Annotated in this window: 12 protein-coding genes, 5 tRNA genes and 3 rRNA genes; 4 read left to right on the plus strand and 16 right to left on the minus strand. The window is 49.0% G+C overall.

Going from position 1 to position 18,621, the window contains the following annotated elements; genetic code table 11:
• Positions 1–81: 81 nt before the first annotated feature.
• Positions 82–1,512, plus strand: a complete 1,431-nt coding sequence (locus LACSTY_RS08890) for an MFS transporter (protein ID WP_087912374.1) — start codon at positions 82–84, stop codon at positions 1,510–1,512.
• 149 nt (positions 1,513–1,661) lie between these two features.
• Here the strand turns inward: LACSTY_RS08890 and LACSTY_RS08895 are convergent, their stop codons facing one another.
• From LACSTY_RS08895 to LACSTY_RS08920, 6 genes are all read right to left on the minus strand, one after another.
• Positions 1,662–1,979, minus strand: a complete 318-nt coding sequence (locus tag LACSTY_RS08895; RefSeq protein ID WP_087912375.1) for a thioredoxin domain-containing protein — start codon at positions 1,977–1,979, stop codon at positions 1,662–1,664.
• 144 nt (positions 1,980–2,123) lie between these two features.
• Positions 2,124–3,782 carry a phosphoenolpyruvate carboxykinase (ATP) gene (locus LACSTY_RS08900; protein WP_087912376.1) on the minus strand — a complete coding sequence of 553 codons (1,659 nt, stop codon included), beginning with the start codon at positions 3,780–3,782 and terminating at the stop codon, positions 2,124–2,126.
• Between the two features lie 248 nt (positions 3,783–4,030).
• A complete protein-coding gene (locus LACSTY_RS08905; RefSeq protein ID WP_080978126.1) occupies positions 4,031–4,201 on the minus strand; it encodes a FeoB-associated Cys-rich membrane protein in 171 nt (56 codons plus the stop codon).
• Between the two features lie 18 nt (positions 4,202–4,219).
• Positions 4,220–6,337 carry a ferrous iron transport protein B gene (feoB, locus tag LACSTY_RS08910; RefSeq protein WP_087912377.1) on the minus strand — a complete coding sequence of 706 codons (2,118 nt, stop codon included), beginning with the start codon at positions 6,335–6,337 and terminating at the stop codon, positions 4,220–4,222.
• Positions 6,324–6,815 carry a FeoA family protein gene (locus tag LACSTY_RS08915; protein ID WP_087912378.1) on the minus strand — a complete coding sequence of 164 codons (492 nt, stop codon included), beginning with the start codon at positions 6,813–6,815 and terminating at the stop codon, positions 6,324–6,326. Before LACSTY_RS08915 ends, feoB begins: the two co-directional genes overlap by 14 nt.
• Before the next feature lie 156 nt (positions 6,816–6,971).
• Positions 6,972–7,730, minus strand: coding sequence for an SGNH/GDSL hydrolase family protein (locus LACSTY_RS08920; RefSeq protein ID WP_087912379.1), 759 nt, complete (start codon positions 7,728–7,730; stop codon positions 6,972–6,974).
• A 251-nt stretch (positions 7,731–7,981) separates the two neighbouring features.
• On the opposite strand from LACSTY_RS08920, the gene LACSTY_RS08925 reads away from it, so the two are divergent.
• The gene (locus LACSTY_RS08925) at positions 7,982–8,755 is read left to right on the plus strand and encodes an ion channel (RefSeq protein WP_087912380.1); all 774 of its coding nucleotides are present in this window, start codon (positions 7,982–7,984) and stop codon (positions 8,753–8,755) included.
• 348 nt (positions 8,756–9,103) lie between these two features.
• On the opposite strand, the gene LACSTY_RS08930 is transcribed toward LACSTY_RS08925, so the two are convergent.
• Both LACSTY_RS08930 and LACSTY_RS08935 read right to left on the minus strand, forming a co-directional pair.
• Positions 9,104–9,176, minus strand: a tRNA-Thr gene (locus tag LACSTY_RS08930).
• A gap of 4 nt (positions 9,177–9,180) precedes the next feature.
• Positions 9,181–9,252: transfer RNA gene (locus LACSTY_RS08935), tRNA-Glu, on the minus strand.
• 197 nt (positions 9,253–9,449) lie between these two features.
• Between LACSTY_RS08935 and LACSTY_RS08940 the strand changes: the two genes are divergently transcribed.
• Positions 9,450–10,088, plus strand: coding sequence for an NAD(P)-dependent oxidoreductase (locus LACSTY_RS08940; RefSeq protein WP_087912381.1), 639 nt, complete (start codon positions 9,450–9,452; stop codon positions 10,086–10,088).
• A 37-nt stretch (positions 10,089–10,125) separates the two neighbouring features.
• Positions 10,126–10,614, plus strand: coding sequence for a MucBP domain-containing protein (locus LACSTY_RS08945; protein ID WP_087912382.1), 489 nt, complete (start codon positions 10,126–10,128; stop codon positions 10,612–10,614).
• 65 nt (positions 10,615–10,679) lie between these two features.
• On the opposite strand, the gene LACSTY_RS08950 is transcribed toward LACSTY_RS08945, so the two are convergent.
• The 8 genes from LACSTY_RS08950 to serS form a co-directional block, all read right to left on the minus strand.
• A complete protein-coding gene (locus tag LACSTY_RS08950; RefSeq protein WP_087912383.1) occupies positions 10,680–11,201 on the minus strand; it encodes a hypothetical protein in 522 nt (173 codons plus the stop codon).
• Positions 11,202–11,473: 272 nt separating this feature from the next.
• A tRNA-Asn gene (locus tag LACSTY_RS08955) sits at positions 11,474–11,546 on the minus strand.
• Between the two features lie 7 nt (positions 11,547–11,553).
• A 5S ribosomal RNA gene (rrf, locus tag LACSTY_RS08960) occupies positions 11,554–11,670 on the minus strand.
• Between the two features lie 199 nt (positions 11,671–11,869).
• Positions 11,870–14,787 (minus strand): 23S ribosomal RNA (locus LACSTY_RS08965).
• A 161-nt stretch (positions 14,788–14,948) separates the two neighbouring features.
• A tRNA-Ala gene (locus tag LACSTY_RS08970) sits at positions 14,949–15,021 on the minus strand.
• 34 nt (positions 15,022–15,055) lie between these two features.
• Positions 15,056–15,129, minus strand: a tRNA-Ile gene (locus tag LACSTY_RS08975).
• 90 nt (positions 15,130–15,219) lie between these two features.
• Positions 15,220–16,789 (minus strand): 16S ribosomal RNA (locus tag LACSTY_RS08980).
• The 16S, 23S and 5S rRNA genes sit together here with 3 tRNA genes alongside, the layout of an rRNA operon.
• Before the next feature lie 382 nt (positions 16,790–17,171).
• Positions 17,172–18,455 (minus strand): serine--tRNA ligase, encoded by a 1,284-nt coding sequence (serS, locus tag LACSTY_RS08985; RefSeq protein ID WP_087912384.1) that lies wholly within the window; start codon positions 18,453–18,455, stop codon positions 17,172–17,174.
• Positions 18,456–18,621: the final 166 nt, after the last annotated feature.

The following is an 18,621-nucleotide window of genomic DNA, read 5'->3' on the forward strand; positions in this document are numbered from 1 at the left end:
AAACGCTTCATCGGTTGGGTGAAGTGCAACCCGTGATTGTGATGCGGCATGAACGTCATTCCTTTTTGGAGGGTGCAAACATTGAAAGACTATCCGAAGAATTACCCCCTTGATCCGCGTACTTTTTTTGGGATCAATACCATGGGGCTCATCAGCACAACGGCGTACTATCTTTATACGGCTGTCTTAATGATGTTTATTACCGATTATTCCGGGATTTATACAGGAGTACCCGGTAAAGCGGCAGCTGTTGCAACGACCTTATTATTTGTGGGTCGGCTTTGGGATGCGGTGAATGACCTGTGGACAGGTTATGTCATCGATATTTCACCTCGAACCCGCTGGGGCAAGTTCAAGCCCTATGTACTGGCAGGCACTTTTTTTGCGGGCATCTTGGGTATGATGCTGTTTCACATTCCTCAAGGCATCAGTGATTTTGGCAAGGAAGTTTACCTTTATATTGTCTACTTTCTATTTATGCTTGCTTATACGATCATCGTCACAGTGCCGTTGACCAGTACGATGTCAGCAGACCAGGAAATTCGCTCCAAACTTATTTCATGGCCCCGCATTACCAGTAATGTTGTCGGTGTCGTGTTTGCCTTCTTTATGGCCATCGCCACCTTTCTTGGAACTAAGAAGAGTCCCAATATCCCGCTGACGGTGGACGTGATTGTCATTCCATTTTTGATTATTGCCCTGATCGGCGGCTTAATGGTCAAAGAAGGGCCGGTTGCTGAAGGCACCAAACCGCCCAAGCTTCGCGATATCGGCCGGATGGTGAAGATCAACAAGCCTTTTCGGGTCAACCTGTACTTTACCTTTGTCGGCGGCTTTGTCTGGGCCTTGCTCACCGCGACATCCCTGTACTACATCAAATACGCGTTTGGCGTGGCTAATTTAGGGATTCAGTCTATGTATTTTGGCTTGTTAACTTTGGTCACGTTGGTTGGTGGGACGTTCATCTCGCAAAAAGCCATGAAATATATGTCGGCACTTCGCGGCATTCAGCTTTGCTATTTAGGCATGGCACCGTTCCTGCTCTTAATGTTCGCCATCAATGAGTTTCAGGTGATCCACAATCCTTGGCTGTTCTACATCCTGATTGGGATTGTCATGACGCTTGCCGGCGCGCAATTTGTTCCGGCTAACCTGATCATCATGGAGACAATGGATTACAATCGCCTCAAGCTGAATTCAGGGATGGAAGCTACCATCAACGCGGTCAACATGTTCTTACAGAAACTTCAGTCCGGACTGGCTACAATTGGCGTCGGCGCAGCACTCTTACTCGTCGGGTACAACGCGCAAACCCTTGAAAAAGCGGCGCAGGTACCTGATAGTCTGCTTCAGAGTTTAGGCGTCGTTTTATTTGGCTTGCCGGCCATTTTCTCGTTTGTCGCCTATCTGTTGACCAAGCAATATCCGCTGCAAGGCGAAGCCCGTACCAAAATGTACGCCGAACTCGCTGCCAAAACTGCTGCCGCGCAAAAGCAAGCCGATCAGTCTTGAGCCAAAGCTGTTTCGAGCGGTTATCGGCTGTATTTTAAAACTCAATCAAAAAGACGCTAGCGATCAAGTGGATTTGTCGCTAGCGTCTTTGCTGTATTTGCGGATAAACTTTCCGCATTAGTCGCCTGCATGCATAAACGACGCGGTGATTATCCCAGCCGATTAATCGCTGCCCAGCTGGCAAGTGCTTCGGGATGAAAGCCATTCCAGGTGGCCAAAACATCCCCGGTTTCATCATCGCGCACCCGCACAATCGGAAAGCGATCATAACCATCCTGCCGAAACTTCACAACTTTTTGCGCACTCCAAGCACGCTTGAGTGGATCGTCCGAATTGGGATCCACCAAATTCGTTTCACCACGGCGATTGGTCGTGCGAAAACGCTGATGATGCGTCAACAACCACCGCCGCGTCAACCGACAAGATTCGCAATGGGGCTTTTCGTAAACTACAAAATGAATTGCCATACGCATATCCTCCATAAATGGCCTAGTGCCGCTGTCATGCATTTGATACGAGGCGTATGTCCTGTCGTTTATACTATCCCCTATTTTAAGCGAGCGTGCAATGATGGAAATTGAGTTGGCCCTTTGTGATGTCGCACCTGAAATTCAGTTCGACTCCGAAAGCGCGGTAAGAACCTTTTCCAGTGCGTGAGTGGCAGCTTCCGGCAACTTATCATAGCCACCATCGGCTGTCTCTTTGGTGGTCAAAAATGCCAAGCGAGCTTCCAAACGCTTACGCAACAAAGCCCGATAATCAGGTGTCGTAAAGTCTACTTTAAAAGTTGGTAATACCAGATAACTCATATCTGGTAACGGCCCAAATGGTTGAAATTGTGCGGTGCCATCTACAATCGCCGCAATCGCATCCAACGTGTCAGCCGGTTTCACTTTTTGGCCGCGGTAAAAACCGGTATTAAGAATGTAGCAAGTCGTGCCACGTTCCTGAAAGAGTTCATAAAAATCCTGGTAGTCTTCGGCTAGCGGATAACAACGAAACGGATTGGCAAACGGTTCAATGACCAACTGATCGCGATCCACATGAGCCCCGACGTTTTCGGCAGTTGATCGCTTAGTTGCTAACGTTGCCCCAAATGCCGCCGCCAAATCAGGATTCTCGATCCGAACCACCGGTGGCAACGTGTCGTCTTTCATGATCCAAAAAACGGCATCAATACTCTGGGTCAAATGATCGACACGATTAGGCGTCACGAACCGCGACTTAACCGTTCGCCCGTTCCCATTACGAATGTCCTCGGTGACCAGTGTTTTCCGGTCATGATCATCCAAAGTAACGCCCACATTTTGCACTGTCAGAAAATACCGAATTCCTGGATCGCTTAACGGATAATCCTGGGTTTTGTCAAAATACGCGGGTTCCAGCGCAGTCGTGGCACCGGTTTGCCGATCAATCACGAATGCGTCATCGTGCAGCACTTTCACTGGGTAGCGATCGCCGTGACTCGTCAGTGTGATCGTTGATTTACCCGAGCCAGACAAGCCAAACGCTGCCATGGTAAACGTGCCGTCTTGCCGCTGATACTGTTTCATCCCGCCATGACAGGCAACAAAGCCATTTCGATGTGCCGTCGCCCACGCCAACGTCAAGGTGCCCTTTTTCAATTCGCCAAAGTAGCGTAAGCCTAAGATGATTGCCGCATTGTGTAGCGGATCAAAAATCGCCAGGCCATCCGGATACGCCGGATCGTGCCAATCAGGATCGGCATAAAGATAAAGGTCATCTTCTGGAAGCGGGCGCGACCGGGCGTAGTGTTTTTCTGCTTCAGCCGTCATGATTTGAAAGTTCAATAAATAGCTGTAAAGGTTATTCGCATATGCTTCAGGCAACATCATATGCGCTTCAACAGAAAAATCGGGCGACAGACCAACCGCAACCCGGCCACTCAAGAATCGCTTGCGACCGCCTTGAAAGACCGCTTCACGCGCAACCTTTACCATTGTGTTTGCGTCAACACCGGGCTGCCCGATAATCCGGCGAGCCGCAGCGGTTCGGCCGACAACCAGACCGTCATTTGCAACCAAGATGCGGGCGTCTTCTGGCAGCCCGAGATCACTGGCATGCTGAATCGGCAAATCCGTGATAATGACACCTGGCGCGGCTTTGGCCAATTCGTATGCTTCTGTCAATGTGGTCACCGGCCGGACATTCGTGCCATAAAATGCCGTCTCGACGGTCGCTTTGAGTGGTGAAAAATAGCCACTCGCTGTGGTCACATCACGGATCGGAAATTGTTGTTTTGTTGTCATGGTTGCATCCCCCTTGTACATCCGGTACACCGCAATGGTACTTACCCCTGCGCCACTATCTCCTCCGTTTTGTGCAACGGTCGCCGGAGCGCAAACAATGTACGTTCAGTCGTTTTTTGTAAAGGCTTTCACAACTCAATTATACATAGTTCACTTTAGCAACGCGAGTTTTAAAAATTCACCGGATCACAAAGGCTATTTCAATCACAAACCACATTCACTTACCAATCAAGCGGTATTGAATCTCGTTATGCTTTACGCCGTTTGTTGGCCTGAACCATTTTGGCCTGATCAATCAACGGACAGCCAACATCTTCACATTGGCTGCAACCGCCTGCTTTGTTTTTTCGAAAAAAGGTGCGATATAAGACGAAAACGATCGCCAAAACGACGACACTGCCAATTAGCCACGTTGCCATGATAAAAGATCTCCTTCTTTAAATATCCGTGCTATAACCCGACGCAACCACGGGATGCGGGCGTTTGAGCCACAGGCCGTAAATAATGAGTGTCACTGCCAGTGCGACCAGTCCGAAACTAAGCACATTGGCCTGACCACTCACAATGAGACTGCCTTGATAAATCAACATCGTCAGCAAATACGCCACGCCTGTTTGATAACCAACGGCACGCCAGGTCCAGCGCGCATTGCCAAACTCCTTGTACATGGTGCCAATGGCCGCAAAGCACGGGGCACATAAAAGATTGAACATCAAAAACGCATACCCTGCCATCGCCGGATAAGTCGCCCGCAATGCCTGACCAAAGCCGCCAGTCCCACCGAAGCTAATGTGCAGCGTGCTGACACAGTTTTCCTTGGCGATCAAACCGGCTAAAGTAGCCACTGTGGTGTGCCAGTCGCCAAACCCCAGCGGCGCAAAAATCGGGGCAATGACCCCACCAATTCCTCGTAACATACTCTTATTTTGCTGGACCATGTGTAACGTAAAGTCAAAGTTCGAAAGGAACCATAACAAAACACATGACAAGAAAATAATCGTCCCCGCTTTATGCACAAAGGCTCGTGCCCGCGACATGACACTGCGATAAAGGTTGGTGACGCGCGGCAAATGGTACGCTGGTAACTCCATGACAAATGGGGCTGGTGGTCCGGCAAACAAAGCGGTCTTTTTCAGAAAAATGCCGGAGCAGACAACGGCAATAATGCCCATGAAATAAGCTGACGGCGCAACCCAGCTGTTATTCGGAAAGAAGGTTCCGCTAACCAGCGCAATAACAGTCAATTTAGCGGAACACGGCATAAAGGTTGTCAGCATAATGCTCATTCGTCGATCTTTTTCGCTTTCGATGGTTCGTGTGGCCATAATACCAGGAACCCCGCAGCCGGTAGCGATTAGAATGGGTATGAAGCTTTTGCCGCTGAGATTAAACCGGTGAAACAGGCGATCCATCACAAACGCGATCCGTGCCATATACCCGCAGTCTTCAAGAATACCCAGACATAGAAACAGCATCATGATCTGCGGCAAGAACCCCAACACGGAGCCAATCCCACCGATCAAGCCGTTCACAATCAGGCCTGACAACCACGGCGCAACCGCCCAGCTCTTCAACGCCCCGCCGACCACCGCCGGCAACCAGCCGCCAAAGACCGTATCATTGAGGTAGTCACTGCCGATGGTTCCGACTGTCTGGATCGAAAGGTAATAAACCACCCACATCACCAGTACAAAAATCGGCAAGGCCAGATAGCGATCCGTCACGATGCGGTCAATCCGATCGCTGACCGACATGACAAAATCTTCTTTATCAACGACACACATCGCCATGACGCGGGCGATGAAATCATATCTTGCATTCACGATGATGCTATCGCTCGCATCATCAAAAAGATGCTCAGCCGTATGTAAAATTTCCGCGACCTGTTGCTGTTCAGCTGTTGTAAAAGCCAGCTGCTGCGCGATTTGCGGATCTTTTTCAAAAAGCTTGATGGCATACCATCGCAAACGATCGGCGGACACCCGTTCGCCGATGACTTCCTCAAGCATGCTTAAAGCGGATTCGAGCCGGGGATCATATTCCGGAAAAGCATATGGTTTAGGTAACGGCGCTTGGATGGCCTGAACAAGTTCCTTTAAAGCTGCTGGTTTAGTGGCAGTGGTGCCGATGACTGGTACCTGCAGGGCATAACTCAACTTTTTCAAATTGATCGTGCGGCGGCGGGACTTTTCAAGGACATCCATCATGTTGAGCGCCACGATTAATGGCCGCCCGGTTTCCATCACTTGTAATGTTAAATATAGATTGCGTTCGAGATTCGTGGCATCGACGACGTTGATGACTAAATCCGGTTGCTTTTCAAGCAAAAAATTCCGCGTCACAATTTCTTCACTGCTATAAGGCGACAGTGAATAGGTTCCCGGCAGGTCTTCGATGACCACCGCCGGATTGGCTTTAAGCCGACTGGATTTTCGTTCAACTGTGACGCCCGGCCAATTGCCAATATGTTGTTTGGCACCGGTCAGTGCATTAAACAAAGTTGTTTTGCCACTATTAGGGTTGCCGACAAGCGCTAAGGTCTCATCCATGGTCATCAGCGGTCACCTCCGTTACCAGCACATGCGCCGCGTCTTGCTTACGAATACTCAACTTATAACCACGTACCGCTAGCTCGATGGGATCACCAAGCGGGGCAATCTGGTGAATTTTCACCAATGTTCCCTTGGTTAAACCCATGTCCATCAGGCGGTGTCGCAGCGGCGGATCTCCTTGAATCTTCTGCACCAACCCAGTTCGCTTGAGTGGCAAGTGAGCTAACGGTATCGCCGGCCTCTCAGCATCTGCGGCAAACGGTCGCACCACCAGCAAAGCAGCAATCTCGTCACTGATAGCCAGTCGCTGCCCCTGAAAGAAAATCACCAGACCGGTCACTTTGCTCGCAGGTTGCACCACGGTCAACTTCTTGCCGGCAACCAGTCCCATCTCAGCCAAATGCCGGCGCAATGCAGCACTGCCTCCGACACTCATTAACAAATAAGCTCCCGGTTGTTGGGTATCAAGCAATGCCTGCATCTGCTCACCTCCACGATGATCGCCAGCGATAGACGATCATTAATCTGTCTCGATCTCACCGGTATTTAAAATACTGTCATGAGAACATCTGTTGTCATTTTTCCGCTTGGTTACTAACCATCAACCGCCCAGCACCCGATCAGGCGTCGAAAAAGGTCATTGTGCTTTTGCCAAAACGGCTTTTGCAACCGTCGCAACATAATGCGTCTGACCATCAGTTGACGGATGGGTTTTGTCGGCTGTCAGCCAATCATCATGTCCGGCAGAAGCACCATGCCAATCAACAATATGCAGATTCTTGTAACGCTTGGCCATTTTGCCCAGATCGCGATTGACCTCATCCGTCCATTTCGCATCAGAACGGACATTAATCCAATAAACCTGACGCTGATCACCAATACTTGTCATAATGGACTGAAATGCTTCATTCGTAAACGTACCATTGGTGCCCAAACCGATGATCACGGTACTAGCCAATTTGTCGGAAGCAGCCAGCGACTTAAACAAAGCCGGAACCTGATAGATTTGGCGGCTAACCGTCGCATCAAAATAGATCTTCGGGAACAACTCTTTATACAAATACTCACTGCCGAGCATGACGGAATCACCGACCGCCGTCACGGATAATTTCTTGGCGGCTTGAACTTGATGGTAGCTGAGTCCGTCAGCAGCAAAGTCTTTATACACTGGGTCCGCCGCCTTTTGCGAAGCTTCAACCGCCTGACTGGCCTTGGCAGCCGAACGTGACTGGGCAACCGAACGTGCCTTGGAACGCGACACGGATGAAGCTTCTTGAGCTCTTGCCTGCGCCTGCCGATTAAGGCCAAACCACAAGCCACCCGCCACTAAAATAACCGCTAAAATCACAATCGTCCAAATCAATCCCGCTTTTGAACTTGTTTTCTGTCTATGCATACTGCACCCCTTCAACCAATCACTTACCGTACGATCATAGCATACAAGCGCTTAAAAAAGGGCGATAAGTTGCTTGGGATAGGGATTTCGGAGAAGATTCTAATTTTTTGCTTTTCTTGGGATTCCATAAGCTCGCTCTATAAATGATTGAACTCTTGTGATCCTAAAGATAGAATTAAATCATCGTTAAAGACGCTGGGTTATTTCGTTCGCGTTGGGTATGGGGCAACTATGTAATTGGGGATGGCATTTTGAAATCAGATTCACGTTTTATTCGTTACTACAATGTTGTGATTGCACTACTGGCGGTCATTTCTATTGTGATGGTTATTTTGGACTATTCATCAGTCATTAGCCTGACAGCCTTTCCCTACGATGTGGTAGACAATGCGATACTCGCTATCTTTACCGTCGATTACTTCGCGCGTCTCTTAACTGCAGACAACAAGTTTCAGTTCTTTAAAACTCATTTGCTGGATCTGTTGGCAATCATTCCATTCAATGCCATCTTCTCGTTTTTCCGGTTCGCCCGGGCCTTTCGTATTGTCCGACTCAGCCGCGCATTTCACATCACCCGACTTGCCGGCATCATCAGCATTTTACAGGGACGAACCAGGAAGTTTCTCCACAAAGGCGGTCTCATTTATTATCTATGGTTATCGGTCATCCTAGTCATCATTGCGGCTGCCATCTATTCGTTAGCCGAGGGTGCTTCATACAGTGATTCAATCTGGTGGGCAATCGTCACCGCCACCACCGTTGGCTACGGCGACATTTCACCTCACACGCTTCTAGGAAGAATTGCCGCTGTTCTACTCATGTTCAATGGCATCGGTCTCATCGGCGCCCTCACAAGCTCTATTACTGCTTATTTAGCTGATGACAGCAACACTGTTTCAACGCAAATTGACGATCTGGTGAAACTTAAAAAGCTGCTTGATTCCGGAGGGCTAAGCCAGGACGAGTATGCGCAGTTGAAGCATCATATTTTGGCAAACGCAAGTCAACATGACACGGATGGATAAAATCGATGTTCCCATATTTCGTCTACGCGAATTTCCAAGAGGCTTGGCCATAGTAACATCAGCACTACCCTTAACGTCTATTCGCATATTATTAACGAGCTAGACGAACAACAAAATGAAAAGGCTCTCGGTGTACTTGATGATCTCACGGCATCAACGAAGCCTAACGCCAACAAGAAGTTAATGTAAATGTGCACCAAATCGTGTTGGTGCACAAAAAATATCAGCAACGTGCACCAAATTTGCACCAAAGTTTCGAAAGCTAGGGAAATTCGGGAAAACAAAAAATGCAGAAGCCTTATAATATCAAGGTTTCTGCATTTCAGGAAAGCTAGGAAAACTTATTTCTGCCGGCTGCAGGACTTGAACCTGTGACCCTCGGTTTACGATACCGATGCTCTACCAACTGAGCTAAGCCGGCATACTGACCCGTACGGGATTTGAACCCATGTTACCGCCGTGAAAGGGCGGTGTCTTAACCACTTGACCAACGGGCCATTGCTGAACAACAAGTAAGATTATACAGGAGCAATATAGCACTGTAAAGCCTTTTTTCTCACACAATTTGGATTCCGAAAAGTACGTTGAAAAGACAGTGGAAGATTTAATTTTGGGCCAATTTAATTGTCTATCTACTTTTAGTAAGTGTATCATAAACCTTGAACCGACTCGTTATGAAAGGATGTTGTTATAGATGAAGATTGCAATTATTGGTGCGACTGGCAATGCAGGATCGGCGATCTACAAAGAAGCGCTTAAGCGAGGCCACGAAGTTACCGGTTACGTTCGTCATCCAGACAAAGGTATCGGCGTTCTTCCGCCTGATGCCGAATTAGTGCAACAAGACGCCTTCACCCTCACCCGCGATCAGCTGCTAGGCTACGATGCGGTTGTTGATGCCTTCGCGACAACCGTTGAACAAGCCTATCTCCATATTGATTTAGCCGATCACCTGATTCACGAGTTACGGGAGACCACCTCCCCGCGGCTAGTCTTTATCCTTGGCGCAGGCAGCCTGGAAACTGACGGCAAGCTCCTGTATGATTTACTTAAAAATGACCCGCATGCACCGGCATTTATCAATACGCCTAAGAACCAGCTCAGAGAGTATCAACTGTTACAGTGGACCGACAATGTCAACTGGATCGGTATTTCGCCAAGCATGAACTTTGAACACGGCCCGGCAACTGAATACGTTCGCGGCGACAACACACTACTAAAAGACGACAGCGGTAAATCCGTGCTCAACAGCGGCACATTGGCGGTTGCCTTGCTAGATGAATTGGAAAAGCCGTCCATTAAACAGGCGCGCTTCACTGCCCGTAATGCATAGCTTTATTTTTAAATCATCGAAAAGGATGTGAAATTATTTGGCACAAGTCACTTTAACCATTCATTATGTCGATGAAAACGGCAAGACATTAGGCCCAGACAATCACTTAATGAATACGCCAGAACATCATTTTCGACTCACTGCTCCGACCTTAATCGGTTATGACTTTCAAAAAGCCGTTCTCCCCGACGGCCAGCATGTCGGTGATCCAACTGTCACCGGTACCATGACGGGTGATGACCCGCAGCTAACCTTTATTTACACAACGGCGTCATCACTGGTTCATCACCCGGTTCCGGCAACATTGGTTATTCAGTACTTTGATAATCACAAACGGCCATTGCGTGACGCCCAGGTGCTGCATACCAAAACCGGTCACCAATATGAACTGACGGCACCGGACTTCCCTAATTTTCGGTATCACCACGCTATGTTACCCGGCGGCATGATCATGTCCGACAAAACCGTTTCTGGTCGCCTTATCCAGCCACATAATGAACTGACATTTATGTATGAACCTAAGTAAATTGTTGTTTCAATCAAAAACAGCTTCCGTTATGGCTTCATTGCCATGCGGGAGCTGTTTTGTTTTTACTGACCGGTCAATAAATTCTGTAACGTACTAGTGTTACCTTGTTGTTGCAACGATTTGACATCCTGATACGCTCGATAGTAGTCACCTGAAGCGATTGCTTGGCGAACCGGAGTGATCGATTTCTCTTGGAACAACAATGCTGCAGCTAGCTTAGCTTGCGCCTGATTGGCACCAGTTGCCTTTTGCAGTAGAACCGCTGCCTGATCCTGATCTTGCGCGGCTTTCATGATCGTACTCATTTTGGTCTCTTTCAATGTATCAGCTGCGCGTTGGAGTGCCGCATCAGTCGTTGCATTGCCCGTCTTCTGCGCAGTAATTTCCGACACCAAACGAGATTTAACTGCGGCATCTGCTGGCGTATCATTGCCCGTCACATTGCGAATCGTATTATTGATTTGCGGAAAAAAGAAAACGCAAGCGACGATCAACAAAACCAAGACGCCTGCAACAATTGCAAAAATTTTAAGTCCCCGATGACGAGGCTTTTTCTGCTGGCGAAGTTGAATCCGATTATTCATCACGATACCTCTTTCATTTTCACTGACAAAACTCTGTATCAACATTATGCGGATATTGCCAAGCCTGGTCAAGTTTGACCATTACGTCATTGGCAATGACACGTGTCCGCTAAGCTACTACGTTTTTAAGCATCTTTTCGTGTATTCAAATGACAGATCAATTTCAATACGTGGTGACACTGTGTCACTCCTTATTTCATCATGTCATTAATGATCACTTACATCAATCTTTTGTAGAAAAAAACACCCGTCAACGACGAGTGTTTCATGAGCTCCGGTTGTCAGGCTCGAACTGACGACAACCTGATTAACAGTCAGGTGCTCTACCAACTGAGCTAAACCGGAATAAACAGCGTGGCAGCTTCCTACCCTCGCAGGCAGTTTCCCACCAACTACTCTCGGCGTGAAGAAGCTTAACTTCTGTGTTCGGCATGGGAACAGGTGTATCCTTCTTGCTATCGCCACCACACTTATGAGAACTTTGCGCTCTCAAAACTGGCTATCATTGTTGCTGGTTTGCTTTGCTGAGAATCGGCGTATTTCATCGAAACGCGTTCGCAGTCGCAGAAACCTCCACATAAGGACCCTGAGTCCATTGGCCAAAACCCGGCCAACGAACTCAGGCCCGCTTATGCTCTGGTTTCTAAGCGCTCCTGCTCACGCTCTACTTGGTTAAGTCCTCGACCGATTAGTACTGGTCCGCTCCATGCATCGCTGCACTTCCACTTCCAGCCTATCTACCTGATCATCTCTCAGGGGTCTTACTTCCATATAGGAATGGGAAATCTCATCTCGAGGGGGGCTTCACACTTAGATGCTTTCAGCGTTTATCCCTTCCGTTCATAGCTACCCAGCGATGCGCCTGGCGGCACAACTGGTACACCAGCGGAACGTCCATCCCGGTCCTCTCGTACTAAGGACAGCTCCTCTCAAATTTCCTGCGCCCGCGACGGATAGGGACCGAACTGTCTCACGACGTTCTGAACCCAGCTCGCGTACCGCTTTAATGGGCGAACAGCCCAACCCTTGGGACCGACTACAGCCCCAGGATGCGATGAGCCGACATCGAGGTGCCAAACCTCCCCGTCGATGTGGACTCTTGGGGGAGATAAGCCTGTTATCCCCAGGGTAGCTTTTATCCGTTGAGCGATGGCCCTTCCATACGGAACCACCGGATCACTAAGCCCGACTTTCGTCCCTGCTCGACTTGTCAGTCTCGCAGTCAAGCTCCCTTCTACCTTTACACTCTGCGAATGATTTCCAACCATTCTGAGGGAACCTTTGGGCGCCTCCGTTACATTTTAGGAGGCGACCGCCCCAGTCAAACTGCCTACCTGACACTGTCTCCCGCCACGATCAGTGGCGCGGGTTAGAGTGTTCATACAGCTAGGGTAGTATCCCACCAACGCCTCCATCGAAACTAGCGTTCCGATCTCTACGGCTCCTACCTATCCTGTACAAGCGGTACCAACACTCAATATCAAGCTACAGTAAAGCTCCATGGGGTCTTTCCGTCCTGTCGCGGGTAACCCGCATCTTCACGGGTACTATAATTTCACCGAGTCTCTCGTTGAGACAGTGCCCAAATCATTACGCCTTTCGTGCGGGTCGGAACTTACCCGACAAGGAATTTCGCTACCTTAGGACCGTTATAGTTACGGCCGCCGTTTACTGGGGCTTCAATTCTGGGCTTCGCTTGCGCTAACTCATCCTCTTAACCTTCCAGCACCGGGCAGGCGTCAGCCCCTATACATCATCTTTCGATTTAGCAGAGACCTGTGTTTTTGATAAACAGTTGTTTGGGCCTATTCACTGCGGCTGACCTTGCGGTCAGCACCCCTTCTTCCGAAGTTACGGGGTCATTTTGCCGAGTTCCTTAACGAGAGTTCGCTCGCTCACCTGAGGATACTCTCCTCGACTACCTGTGTCGGTTTGCGGTACGGGTAGTTTATTTCTCACTAGAAGCTTTTCTTGGCAGTGTGACATCAGGAACTTCGCTACTTTAATTTCGCTCCCCATCACCGCTTGTCCTTATGGTCGCAAGCATTTCACTCGCCACCAGACTTGCGGCTTGGACGCACTTTTCCAGCCGTGCGCTTTCCTTAGCCTCCTGCGTCCCTCCATCGCTTAAACAAAATAAACTAGTGCAGGAATCTCAACCTGCTTGTCATCGACTACGCCTTGCGGCCTCGCCTTAGATCCCGACTAACCCTGGGAGGACGAGCCTTCCCCAGGAAACCTTAGTCATACGGTGGATCAGATTCTCACTGATCTTTCGCTACTCATGCCGGCATTCTCACTTCTAAGCGCTCCAGCCGTCCTCACGATCGACCTTCAACGCCCTTAGAACGCTCTCCTACCGCGCACCCTGACGGGTGCACCCACAGTTTCGGTATTATGCTTAGCCCCGGTATATTTTCGGCGCAGTGCCACTCGACTAGTGAGCTATTACGCACTCTTTAAATGGTGGCTGCTTCTGAGCCAACATCCTAGTTGTCTGTGCAACGCCACATCCTTTTCCACTTAGCATAAATTTAGGGACCTTAACTGGTGATCTGGGCTGTTCCCCTTTCGACAATGGACCTTATCGCTCACTGTCTGACTCCCGGAGTAAGATCGATGGTATTCGGAGTTTATCTGAATTCAGTAACCCTTGATGGGCCCCTAGTTCAAACAGTGCTCTACCTCCATGATCCATCCTCCGAGGCTAACCCTAAAGCTATTTCGGAGAGAACCAGCTATCTCCAAGTTCGTTTGGAATTTCACCGCTACCCACAACTCATCCCAGCATTTTTCAACATACATGGGTTCGGTCCTCCAGTGTGTTTCACCACACCTTCAACCTGGTCATGGGTAGGTCACTTGGTTTCGGGTCTACATCTGCCTACTCATTCGCCCTGTTCAGACTCGCTTTCGCTCCGGCTCCGACTTTTCATCTTAACCTCGCAGGCAAACGTAACTCGCCGGTTCATTCTACAAAAGGCACGCCATCACCCCTTAACGGGCTTTGACTAATTGTAGGCACACGGTTTCAGGAACTGTTTCACTCCCCTTCCGGGGTGCTTTTCACCTTTCCCTCACGGTACTGGTTCACTATCGGTCACTAGGGAGTATTTAGCCTTGGGAGATGGTCCTCCCGGATTCCGACGGAATTTCACGTGTTCCGCCGTACTCAGGATCCTGGACGGAGGGTCCGCCGTTTCGCTTACAGGGCTTTCACCTTCTATGGCGCAGCTTTCCAGCTGACTTCGACTACGTCGAACTTTGGTAACTCCAATGTCCAGTCCTACAACCCCGAGAAGCAAGCTTCTCGGTTTGGGCTCTTCCCACTTCGCTCGCCGCTACTATGGGAATCGAGTTTTCTTTCTCTTCCTGCGGGTACTGAGATGTTTCAGTTCCCCGCGTCTGCCGCCAACAAGCTATGAATTCACTTGCAGGCAATACACTGCTGTGTACTGGGTTCCCCCATTCGGAAATCTCCGGATCAAAGCTTACTTATAGCTCCCCGAAGCATATCGGTATTAGTTCCGTCCTTCATCGGCTCCTAGTGCCAAGGCATCCACCGTGCGCCCTTTGTAACTTAACCTGTACTGACTTGCGTCAGCGGTTATGCGATGCGAATTTCTATATTAGAAACTCATACAAATACGCTGTGTTCTCGGCAATTTAAAACATTTACAACAATGATATCCAGTTTTCAAAGAACAAAGTCGCCGACTTACGTCGGTGAATTGGCCTGACGGCCAATGGAGGATAACGGGATCGAACCGATGACCTCCTGCTTGCAAAGCAGGCGCTCTCCCAGCTGAGCTAATCCCCCATAAGGGTTGTTCAATTAACAAGCGAACGCTTGATGGGCCTAGATGGACTTGAACCATCGACCTCACGCTTATCAAGCGTGCGCTCTAACCAACTGAGCTATAGGCCCGATAGGCGTAAAAAGAGAGGTCGTCCCCTCAAAACTAAACAAAGTTTCGTGTGTGCAGGTTTCCGTCAGACTTAATGTCTGTTTCCTTAGAAAGGAGGTGATCCAGCCGCAGGTTCTCCTACGGCTACCTTGTTACGACTTCACCCTAATCATTTGTCCCACCTTAGACGGCTCGCTCCCTAAAAGGGTTACGCCACCGGCTTCGGGTGTTACAAACTCTCATGGTGTGACGGGCGGTGTGTACAAGGCCCGGGAACGTATTCACCGCGGCGTGCTGATCCGCGATTACTAGCGATTCCGACTTCGTGTAGGCGAGTTGCAGCCTACAGTCCGAACTGAGAATGGCTTTAAGAGATTAGCTTGACCTCACGGTCTCGCAACTCGTTGTACCATCCATTGTAGCACGTGTGTAGCCCAGGTCATAAGGGGCATGATGATTTGACGTCATCCCCACCTTCCTCCGGTTTGTCACCGGCAGTCTTACTAGAGTGCCCAACTCAATGCTGGCAACTAGTCATAAGGGTTGCGCTCGTTGCGGGACTTAACCCAACATCTCACGACACGAGCTGACGACAACCATGCACCACCTGTCATTTTGCCCCCGAAGGGGAAACCTGATCTCTCAGGTGATCAAAAGATGTCAAGACCTGGTAAGGTTCTTCGCGTTGCTTCGAATTAAACCACATGCTCCACCGCTTGTGCGGGCCCCCGTCAATTCCTTTGAGTTTCAACCTTGCGGTCGTACTCCCCAGGCGGAATGCTTAATGCGTTAGCTGCGGCACTGAAGGGCGGAAGCCCTCCAACACCTAGCATTCATCGTTTACGGCATGGACTACCAGGGTATCTAATCCTGTTCGCTACCCATGCTTTCGAGCCTCAGCGTCAGTTACAGACCAGACAGCCGCCTTCGCCACTGGTGTTCTTCCATATATCTACGCATTTCACCGCTACACATGGAGTTCCACTGTCCTCTTCTGCACTCAAGTTTCCCAGTTTCCGATGCGCTTCCTCGGTTAAGCCGAGGGCTTTCACATCAGACTTAAAAAACCGCCTGCGCTCGCTTTACGCCCAATAAATCCGGATAACGCTTGCCACCTACGTATTACCGCGGCTGCTGGCACGTAGTTAGCCGTGGCTTTCTGGTTGGATACCGTCACGCCGACAACAGTTACTCTGCCGACCATTCTTCTCCAACAACAGAGTTTTACGACCCGAAAGCCTTCTTCACTCACGCGGCGTTGCTCCATCAGACTTGCGTCCATTGTGGAAGATTCCCTACTGCTGCCTCCCGTAGGAGTTTGGGCCGTGTCTCAGTCCCAATGTGGCCGATCAACCTCTCAGTTCGGCTACGTATCATGGCCTTGGTGAGCCGTTACCTCACCAACTAGCTAATACGCCGCGGGTCCATCCAAAAGCGATAGCTTACGCCATCTTTCAGCCAAGAACCATGCGGTTCTTGGATTTATGCGGTATTAGCATCTGTTTCCAAATGTTATCCCCCACTTAAGGGCAGGTTACCCACGTGTTACTCACCCGTCCGCCACTCGTTTTAAGTTGAATCACAGTGCAAGCACCGTTCATCGACCAAAACTCGTTCGACTTGCATGTATTAGGCACGCCGCCAGCGTTCATCCTGAGCCAGGATCAAACTCTCATATAAATATGAGCTGTTCGAATAGCTCGATTTGTTGTTCTAGCGAATTGACTTCGCAAATGTTACTTTTTGCCTCGATACCGAAGTATCAAGGACCCTGCACATTTAAACGAAACTTTGTTCAGTTTTCAAAGGACGACCTAGTCAAAAGACAACTTTGATAGATTATCATGATGAGCAAATCATGTCAACAACTTTTTGAATAAACATGCATTTGTTGAATGTCCTGATGTGCTATCAATTTGACAACGAAGAATATGATAGCAACTTTGTTGAACGCCGTCAATACTTTTTAAATGAGGTTTTACTAAGAAATTGAAGGCCGAACATTCAATCAAAAATGCAGCGAATTATTAACAATTCGCTGCATAAACATGCATTTTTTCAATTAGTCTTCTTGTTTGATGACAGTTTGGCCATGCATGTAAGGAACTAAGACATCCGGAATCTTAACGGTGCCGTCTTCTTGTTGGTAATTTTCAAGAATGGCTGCTACCGTTCGGCCAACTGCCAGTCCTGAACCGTTGAGTGTGTGGACAAACTGCAACTTGCCTTCGTCGTCGCGATAACGGATCTGCGCACGGCGCGCTTGAAAGTCTGTGCAATTGCTGCAGCTCGAGATTTCTCGGTATCGGTCTTGCGCTGGCAACCAGACTTCAAGGTCATTCGTCTTTGCACTGGTAAAGCTGGCGTCGTTGCTGGCTAACGTGATGACATGGTAAGGCAATCCGAGTTTACGCAACAGATCCTCGGCGTCATGAATCAGATTGGCTAATTCTTTCCATGAATCTTCCGGTTTACAAAACTTCACCATTTCAACTTTATTAAATTGGTGCATGCGGATCAGGCCGCGGGTGTCGCGGCCGGCACTTCCGGCTTCGGAACGAAACGCTGGCGTTAAAGCCGTAAAATTAATTGGCAGTTTATCAGCATCAATAATGTCACCACGATAATAGTTCACCAATGGCACTTCGGCTGTCGGAATCATGGTTAATGGCTCGCCGTCATTTGTAATGGTGTAAGTAGCATCGGTAAACTTAGGAAACTGGCCAGTCCCAAACATGGAGTCATTGTTAACCAAGTAAGGAGGGATGATTTCCTCGTAGCCTTCTTTTTGATGTTCATCTAAAAAGAAATTGTAAACGGCACGTTCTAAACGGGCTCCTGCCCCTTTATAGTAAACAAAACGGCTGCCTGAAACTTTTGCGGCTCGTTCAAAGTCCAAAATACCCAGACTCTCCCCGATATCCCAGTGATGCTTCGGCTTAAAGTCAAAACTTGGGATCTTACCCCATTTGTATTCTTCCCGGGAGTCATCTTCATTAAGCGACATTGGCACGTCATCTGCCGGAAAATTCGGTAAACGCACAAGAATATAAGTCACTTTTTCATTAAGTGTCGCCAGTTCTTTGTCTAAAGCACTGATCTTCTGGCCGACTTCACGCATCGCTGCAATTTGGTCATCCGCATTTTCTTTGTTGCGCTTCATGACGGCAATCTTCCCGGAAACTTCATTACGCTGAGCTTTTAGTTCCTCGGTTTGCACTGTCACTTTTCTGCGTTTTTCATCTAGAGCCAGTAGCTCGTCGATTTCTTCACCCTTAATCGCCCGGGCGGCTAATTTTTTCTTCGCCCATTCAGGCTTTTGCCGAATCAATTTCAGATCTAACATACTTTTCCTCCCTCATCATTTTGATGTATCTGACACGTCAAAGTTTGCCTTGCCGCGTTTGCCGGCGCAGAAGCCTGCATGTAAGGACCTCGGTCGTAAAGGCCAAGGACAAGCCATCACGACCGAGGCCACTTACACTCCGGTTTCTAACCGCGCCGGTTCGCGC

The sequence above is a fragment of the Lacticaseibacillus styriensis genome (assembly GCF_030770295.1).
Taxonomy (GTDB): Bacteria; Bacillota; Bacilli; order Lactobacillales; family Lactobacillaceae; genus Lacticaseibacillus; species Lacticaseibacillus casei.